Origin of the sequence: Stutzerimonas stutzeri (assembly GCF_000935215.1) — a bacterium.
In the GTDB taxonomy this organism is placed as follows: domain Bacteria; phylum Pseudomonadota; class Gammaproteobacteria; order Pseudomonadales; family Pseudomonadaceae; genus Stutzerimonas.
In genome coordinates this window covers 1-1,046 of the sequence record NZ_JXXD01000264.1, presented here as the reverse complement: position 1 = coordinate 1,046, position 1,046 = coordinate 1, and the positions used below count along the sequence as shown (strand labels likewise).

Genomic DNA, 1,046 nt, shown 5'->3' with positions numbered 1-1,046 from the left:
CAGCGGCACCATCGGTGAGTTCACCTACCCCTTTCATGAGTTCGATACCTATATCAGCAGCGGCCCAGACCGGCAGGGCCTGATCTGGCATCAGTTGCATCTGGTGCATCGCTATCACGACTTGGCCATCGACCTCAGCCCCATCGTTTCAAAGGACTCCAGCATGGCGCCGCACTTCGCTGCCTGGGATTTTCTGCAGAACTACATGGACATCGGCCGCCCGCTGCCGGATATCCTACTGTTCGAGAAACACCGCGCAAACGACCCGACCACGGCGGCACATGACCGCCGCACGGGCCGCCCCGAACGCTACTGGCGTGATATGGACGATAAAACCTGGGAAGCGCAACTGACGCAGAACCTGAGCCGGGTCAATGCCTATGACATCACAGGCCGCCTCAACATCATGGCTCGCCATGTACGTTATGCCGATTGATTGCCCCCCATGACTTCCCACTACAGCCCCAGCGCCTACCAGCCAGCGCGCATTCCCGACCAGCCAGCAGCGGTCAAGCGCAGTTGGTTGTTCCGCTTTGGCAGCTCGCGCCTGCCCTGGGGGCATACCGAGGATATCGTGCCGCATAGCATGCTGAGCCATACATCCCCCGCGGGCCTGCGAGATGTTGAACGCTACGAGCACGCGCTGGAAACAGGGGAGGAGCAACGAGAAGCCTACGAACTGCTGGATTACCACCAGATCATCAATCACGAACGCTATCGACATGCGTCACTCTCCAAACGCAGCCTGTTCTGGTTTTATCTGTGGGGAGGGGGGCGCTTTGTTTTTTGGGCTTTCTTGTTGCTCTTACCTTTTCCTTTGCTGATGGAAGCCTATGAATCTAAATCCGGATTCTTCTCGGCGTTCTTTCATGCCGCGATCGATAGCGCACCAGTTTTTTTAGCGCCTCCCCTCGCCTGCTGGGCCATAGGCTCGCTCGTCGTCCATAAGCTGCCAAACTGGGTTATCCGGCCCTCCAAAGGCCCACTGTGGGAGTTCAACCGCCGCACCGGCATGGTCACGATCTTCGATTACGACAATATGGGCG

2 pseudogenes are annotated in these 1,046 nt (G+C 57.9%); both read left to right on the top strand.

Annotated features, from left to right (window positions below):
• Positions 1-436 (top strand): annotated as a pseudogene (locus LO50_RS21560) (hypothetical protein); the annotation flags it as partial.
• A gap of 9 nt (positions 437-445) precedes the next feature.
• A pseudogene (locus LO50_RS21555) lies at positions 446-1,046 on the top strand (hypothetical protein); the annotation flags it as partial.